General features: G+C 74.0%; 7 protein-coding genes. 3 read left to right on the plus strand and 4 right to left on the minus strand.

From position 1 onward, the window contains the following. A partial coding sequence (locus AC08OO_RS22145) for a magnesium chelatase ATPase subunit I (RefSeq protein WP_476619021.1) occupies positions 1-1,221 on the minus strand: 1,221 nt, incomplete at its 3' end. Between the two features lie 729 nt (positions 1,222-1,950). On the opposite strand from AC08OO_RS22145, the gene AC08OO_RS22150 reads away from it, so the two are divergent. Together AC08OO_RS22150 and AC08OO_RS22155 are read left to right on the plus strand one after the other, a co-directional pair. Then, complete coding sequence (locus AC08OO_RS22150) at positions 1,951-3,006, plus strand: pentapeptide repeat-containing protein (protein WP_476619020.1); 1,056 nt, start codon at positions 1,951-1,953, stop codon at positions 3,004-3,006. Positions 3,007-3,107: 101 nt separating this feature from the next. Then, on the plus strand, positions 3,108-3,725 hold the full coding sequence (locus tag AC08OO_RS22155) for an adenylate/guanylate cyclase domain-containing protein (RefSeq protein WP_476611610.1): 618 nt from the start codon (positions 3,108-3,110) through the stop codon (positions 3,723-3,725). Between the two features lie 72 nt (positions 3,726-3,797). Here AC08OO_RS22155 and AC08OO_RS22160 read toward each other — a convergent pair whose 3' ends face one another. After that, positions 3,798-3,974 (minus strand): hypothetical protein, encoded by a 177-nt coding sequence (locus AC08OO_RS22160; protein ID WP_023841343.1) that lies wholly within the window; start codon positions 3,972-3,974, stop codon positions 3,798-3,800. A gap of 142 nt (positions 3,975-4,116) precedes the next feature. On the opposite strand from AC08OO_RS22160, the gene AC08OO_RS22165 reads away from it, so the two are divergent. Next, on the plus strand, positions 4,117-4,344 hold the full coding sequence (locus AC08OO_RS22165; RefSeq protein ID WP_011436717.1) for a hypothetical protein: 228 nt from the start codon (positions 4,117-4,119) through the stop codon (positions 4,342-4,344). A 161-nt stretch (positions 4,345-4,505) separates the two neighbouring features. Here the strand turns inward: AC08OO_RS22165 and AC08OO_RS22170 are convergent, their stop codons facing one another. Together AC08OO_RS22170 and tatA are read right to left on the minus strand one after the other, a co-directional pair. Further along, entirely contained in the window at positions 4,506-5,555 is a 1,050-nt protein-coding gene (locus tag AC08OO_RS22170) for a site-specific integrase (protein ID WP_476611611.1), read from the minus strand. 81 nt (positions 5,556-5,636) lie between these two features. Next, positions 5,637-5,930, minus strand: a complete 294-nt coding sequence (tatA, locus tag AC08OO_RS22175; RefSeq protein WP_476611612.1) for a Sec-independent protein translocase subunit TatA — start codon at positions 5,928-5,930, stop codon at positions 5,637-5,639. Positions 5,931-6,017: the final 87 nt, after the last annotated feature.

The following is a 6,017-nucleotide window of genomic DNA, read 5'->3' on the forward strand; positions in this document are numbered from 1 at the left end:
GCCGTTCCCCGCACCGCGGTTCCCGTCCCCCGCACCGTCGCCGCCGTGGGAACCGCCGTCACCACGGGGCGCGCCCCCCGAACCGCCGCCGCCGGGCGGGTCGTCATCGGGGCGTGCATCGTTCACCGGTACCCCGGATTCCCCGGCACCGGATCCGCCGGCTTCACATTCGCCGGCCTCGGGTTCGGCCCCGACGCGCTCGTCGAGAGCGGCCAGGGCCTCGTCGAGGACGGCGTCGAGGGTCTCGTCGTCCATTCCGGGGGCGTCGAACGGGCCGCGGCGGCGGCGATGCGGTAGCGCGAGACGGGCACCGGTACGGATGTCGGCGGCGAGCACCGTGGCGCGCCCCGCCCACGCGGCGAGTGCCATCGCGGTCTTGGCCAGCACCACGTCGGCGCGCATGCCGTCGACGTCGCAGCCGGCGCAGATGGCGGTGACGGCCCGCAGCGCCGCGTCGGTGAGCCGGACCGTGCCGAGCCGGCCGCGGGCGGCGACGACCCGGGCCGCGAGTTCCGCCTCCGCGTCCGCCCAGGTCGCGGCGAACCCGGCCGGGTCGGCTTCGAACGCCAGCCGGCGGCGGACGACCTCCGCGCGCACCGCCGGGTCACGGCTGGCCGCGACGTGCACGGTCAGCCCGAACCGGTCGAGCAGCTGCGGACGCAGCTCGCCCTCCTCCGGGTTCATCGTCCCGACCAGCAGGAACACCGCCGGATGGCGCACCGACACCCCGTCGCGTTCGACGTGGGCGACCCCGGAGGCGGCGGCGTCGAGAAGCAGGTCAACGAGATGGTCCCCCAGCAGGTTGACCTCGTCGACGTAGAGCAGCCCGCGGTGGGCGGCGGCGAGCAGACCCGGGCGCAGGACGCTGACCCCGTCGGCCAACGCCCGGTCCAGGTCGAGGGAACCGGTTAGCCGGTCTTCGGAGGCGCCCACGGGTAGTTCCACCAGCCGGGCCGGACGGGTCAGTGACGGCGACGGCGCGGGATGCGGGCCGTCGGGGCAGTCCGGTAACGGCGCGTCGGGCGCGCAGGAGAACCGGCAGCCCTCCATGACCGTCACCGGGGGCAGCAGGGCGGCCAGGCCGCGCACGGCGGTGGACTTGGCGGTGCCCTTCTCCCCACGCACGAGGATTCCGCCCAGCGTGGGGGAGACCGCGTTGAGCAGCAGGGCCAGGCGCAGGTCGTCCATGCCGACCACCGCCGACAGGGGGAAGCTCACCACGGTGTCGACGCCGTCGAGGCAAGCGGGTGCCGCCGGTGCGTCGTGTGCACCGGCTGCGGCTGACAGGATCGACAGGATCGACAGGACGGATACCACGGATGCCGATGCGGCGCGTGCGGCCGGGATGGTCGATGTGGTCGATGTGGCAGTGGTACGGGCATGCCGGGGTCCTCCCAGGGTCCTCGCCCATGGTCATCACGGCGACGGCCGGAGTATCCTGGCTCCCGGATCGACGCGCACCTTCGGCCTTCCAGCCGCCGCTGCGGCCGTGGCCCGTCGCCCCGCCGGGGCGGCTCGGGGTTCCTCTCCGGACCCCTGGTCGGGCGATCGCCGGGCACGCCCGCCTCCTCGTCGGCGAGCCTGCCCAGGAAGGGTGCGCTTCCCGGTGACAGTGGCGGGACCGCGCCGGACTCGCACCGGCTTCCTCCCCCTGCTGTCGCGTCTGTCAGCATGACATATCCGTCGGCGACCAGTACGTCGTCTCGACGACCAGGACGTCGAGACGACCCTCCCTCCCACCCAGATGACCGCTGACCGCTGACCGCTGACCAGACGCCCTGTGCTCGTTGAACCGGCGCTGGTCGTGGGCGAGAATCGTGGGCGAGGATCGCGGGCGAACTGGTATCCCGGCCAGCCCGAGGCCGGTGGACACGGGGGTGGCGACGTCATCCTCCGCGGTCGCGTCTGTCAGAATGATGTCTCCCGTCGACGTTCAGAAGGGCACACACCTTGCCCGACGATCCCGATCCCGCCGCGGGAATCACCGGGGACGCCCGCGGCCGGCTGCGTGCCGACTGCGGGCGCTGTTTCGCGCTGTGCTGCGTGGCACCGGCGTTCTCCGCCTCGGTGGACTTCGCGATTGACAAACCCGCCGGCACGGCCTGCCCCAACCTGAACGCGGGCTTCCGCTGTGCCGTCCACGAGCAGCTGCGGCCGCGGGGGTTCCGCGGCTGCGCCGTGTATGACTGCTTCGGCGCCGGGCAGCAGGTCTGCCAGGTCACCTACGGCGGGCGGGACTGGCGGGCGGCCCCGGACAGTGCCCGGCAGATGTTCGATGTCTTCGCGGTCATGCGGACGCTGCACGAGCTGCTGTGGTATCTGAGCGAGGCGCTGAGCCGGCCCGCCGCCGCCCCGCTGCACGCCGAGCTGCATGACGCCCGCGCCCGCACCATGCTGCTGACCTGCGCCGACGCCGACACGCTGCTCGCCGTGGACGTCCCCGCGCTGCGTCAGGCGGTCCATCTGCTGTTGCTGCAGGCCAGCGACCTGGTCCGCGCCGAGCTGCCGGGCGGTGCCGGGAACAGGCGTCCCCGGCGGCGCCCCCGCGGCGCCGACCTGCTCGGCGCGAACCTCGCCGGGGCGGATCTGCGCGGCGCGGCGCTGCAGGGAACCCTCCTGATCGGCGCGGATCTGCGGGGGGCGGATCTGCGCGGCGCCGACCTGCTCGGCGCTGACCTGCGCGACACCGACCTGCACGGCGCCAACCTGCACGGCGCCCTGTTCGTCGTTCAGGCCCAGCTCGACGCCGCCCGCGGGGACGCCACCACGGCGCTGCCCCCGGCTCTGACCCGCCCCGTGCACTGGACGCGCACGGCGGACCCGACGCGGCCGGACCCCAGAACGCACCCCGTGGCGGGCTCGGGCCCCGGGCCCGGGACGGTGCCGATCCCCTCGTCGTCGCCCAGCGCGGCCCGGCCGCGGCGGTCGGCGAGTTCTCCTCGGTCGCCGCGTTCCCCTCGGTCGCCGCGTTCCCCTCGGTCGCCGCGTTCCCCACGCCGCCGCTGACCGGCAGACCAGTCGTCGCCGGCGCCGGGTCCGATCCCCCGGTCGGGTCACGGCGCGGAAATCACGTCTTCACCGGCGGGATGGCGCGTCAGGATGGGACCATGGCACGCGAGGATACCGGCGACATCCGGCAGGACCCGGAACGGGACGCCTGCATCACCGCCACGAGCATGTTCGTGGGCATCACCGGGACCACCGACATCGGCAGAGGAATCGACCCGGAATCGTTGCAGGAGGTCCTGCGGCGGGCGTTCACCCTCGTGCGCACCATCGTCTCCACGCATGGCGGCTCGGTCGAGAGATTCATCGGGGACGCCGCGTTCGCGGTGTTCGTCGTTCCCGAGCCGCACGGGGACGACGCGCTGCGCGCCGTCCACGCCGCCCTTGAGATTCGGGCCGCGACGGAGGCGCTCGACACCGAACGGCACCACAACCGGGACCTGAGGCTGCGCGTGCGGATCGGGATCAACACCGGCGAGGTCACCGTCGCCGGTGGCGGCGTGAGTGCCGGTGGCGTCAGTGGCGACCCGGTGAACGTCGCCTCCCGGTTGGAACACGCCGCGCCCGCCGGCGAGATCTTCATCGGCGGCACCACTTATCATCTCGTCCGGGACAGCGTCACCGCGAGCGAGGCGGATCCCCTCGTCGTGCAGGGCAGGCCCGTCCCGTTGCGTGTGCACCGGCTGATCGGACTGGCCGCTCCGTCGCCGGCCGCCTGAGCACTACCGGCCGCCGCCGGTGCCCCGGCCCCGGATCCGTGGGCGAGCGGGACGAAGGGCGGTGCGGGACTGTCAGCGGCGCCGGACGCGACGTGAACCGGTCCGCGGGATGGCGGCCGGTTGGGGGCCGCGGCCCAGCCCGCCGTGGCGGACCTGCATGTGGGTGGCGAGCAGATGGGACGCCTCGGCCTTGGTGGCGACCCGGTCCGAGGTGATACCGCAGTACGTGCAGGTGTATCTGGCCATCATGAGGTCCCTTCGGATGCTCGGGTAGGGCCAGAATGCGGCAATGCCGCGACAGACGCATCACATTCCCAGTTCGCATACCTGTCTGAGACGCTAATCTTCCACGTGTTTGCATGTCAATCTGGTACGCCCATAAGGTGGGTGGATGCCCCGCCCGCCGTGGACGCCGAGGACGCAGGCTCACCATGAGCTCATGGCCGCCCTGTCCGCCTCGGTCGACGCTGCCTGCGAGGCGGAGGAAAGAATGTGGGAGGCCGCCCGCGCCGCCCGCGCCGGCGGAGTGCCGATCGACCTGGTGGCCGCGCTCACCCGACGCGGACGGACCACCGTCTACCGCCATCTCCCCCTTGGACAGGATCTCGGCGACGCCTGAACGCGCACCGCTTCGCCGGCGGTGGCCAGCAGTCGGCTGTCCGGGGCGAAGGCCACCTCGCGCACCGGCCCGACCCGCACCTGCATGCCGGGGACGCCGCGTGCGCGGTCCCGTCCACGCCGGATCCCAGGCCGGTCGGGTTCGGTCCAGGCCGGTCGGGTTCACAGCCCGACGCGGCCGGAGGGGTTGTCGCGGTCGAACAGCCGTCCGGCGCGGACGTAGCCGTCGAGCGACGCTGAGGAGCGCCACCGGCCCTGGCGCATGATCGACCGGTCGGCGACACCGGCGCGGGCGGCGGCGGTGGCGAACCCGGAGCGCAGCGAATGCCCGGCGAAGTCGGCCGGGTCGAGTCCGGCGGCGGCCACCCGGCGCTGCACGATTCGGGCCACCGAGCCCGGGTAGAGCCGCCCCGGCGCGACCTGCCCGTGCCGGTTGACCGCGCGGAACGCCGGCCCGTCGGTCAGCGCGGCGGCGTCCACCCAGGCCCGCCAGGCCCGCACCGGGCAGGTCGGCCGGTAGGAGCCGTAGGCGACGCCGACCAGGGCACCGGCGGCCTCCTGGTCGGTCTTCGACGCCCGGATCGTCAGGACGACTCCGTCGGGGGTCTCCAGCAGGTCGGCGACGTCGAGGCCGACGAGTTCGGAGCGGCGCAGGCAGCCGGCGAATCCGATCAGCAGCAGGGCCCGGTCGCGGACGTCGGCGAGGTCGTCGTCGCGCAGCCCGGCGACGACCCGGGCCAGCAGGGAGGTGTCCAGCGCGGCCTTGCGGTTCGGGCGGACCCCGCGGGTGCGGCGGATACCGTCCCAGACGGCGCAGACCTCCGGTGCGCTCGCCGGGTTGGGATGGCGACCGAGCTGGTGGGAGACGGAGATCGCGGCGAGCCGGCGGCGGATCGTCGAGGGCTTGTACCCGGCGTCGGCGAGCGTGGCGAGGTAACCCGCGACCGTCGCCGGGGTCGCCGGCAGCGGGCACAGCGGCACCGTCTGACGTTCACACCAGGCCCGGAACTGACGCAGGTCACTGTCGTAGGCCCGCCAGGTCGCCGTGGAACGCGCGGCGCGGGCGTAGTCCCCTACCCGAGCAAGCAGATCGGCGGTGAGCTGCCCATCGGTGCCCGGCGCCAGGACCGGCACCGGCGGCCGTGCCGCGCCGGCGGAGCCGGCCGGTAACGCACGGGGGCCGGCGATCGGCCTGGTGGTCTCGTCGTTCACCGCCGGGGCGTCCGGGCATCCTGGGGCATCGAGATCCACCCTGGTCCGCCGCGACTCGCCCGGCCTCGCCGCGGGAAACGCTCAGCGGGCCTCGGCGGACCGGTTCCCGGATCCACCCGTGGCCGGCGTGGCCGGCTCGGCCGACGGCGGAGTGTGGGGTGCGGCGGGCGCGGGGCCGGTGACCTGGGTGGGCGCCGCGGCAACGGCCGCGGTAGGGGCCGGCGCCTCGTCGTCGTGCAGGCCCTTGATCTCGGACTTGAAGATCCGCAGGGAGCGGCCCAGGGAACGGGCGGCGTCGGGCAGCCGCTTCGAGCCGAACAGGACGACGACGACCAGGATGATGATGATCAGTTCGGGAGCGCCGATGTCACCCACGGGAACCATCCTTCGGACGGGATCCGACGCACGGTCGGTCTGGTCCACATGTTACGACCGGCCGCCGCCCCGTTCGCAGCCCCGCCC

The sequence above is a fragment of the Frankia sp. CeCAU1 genome, from assembly GCF_977971845.1.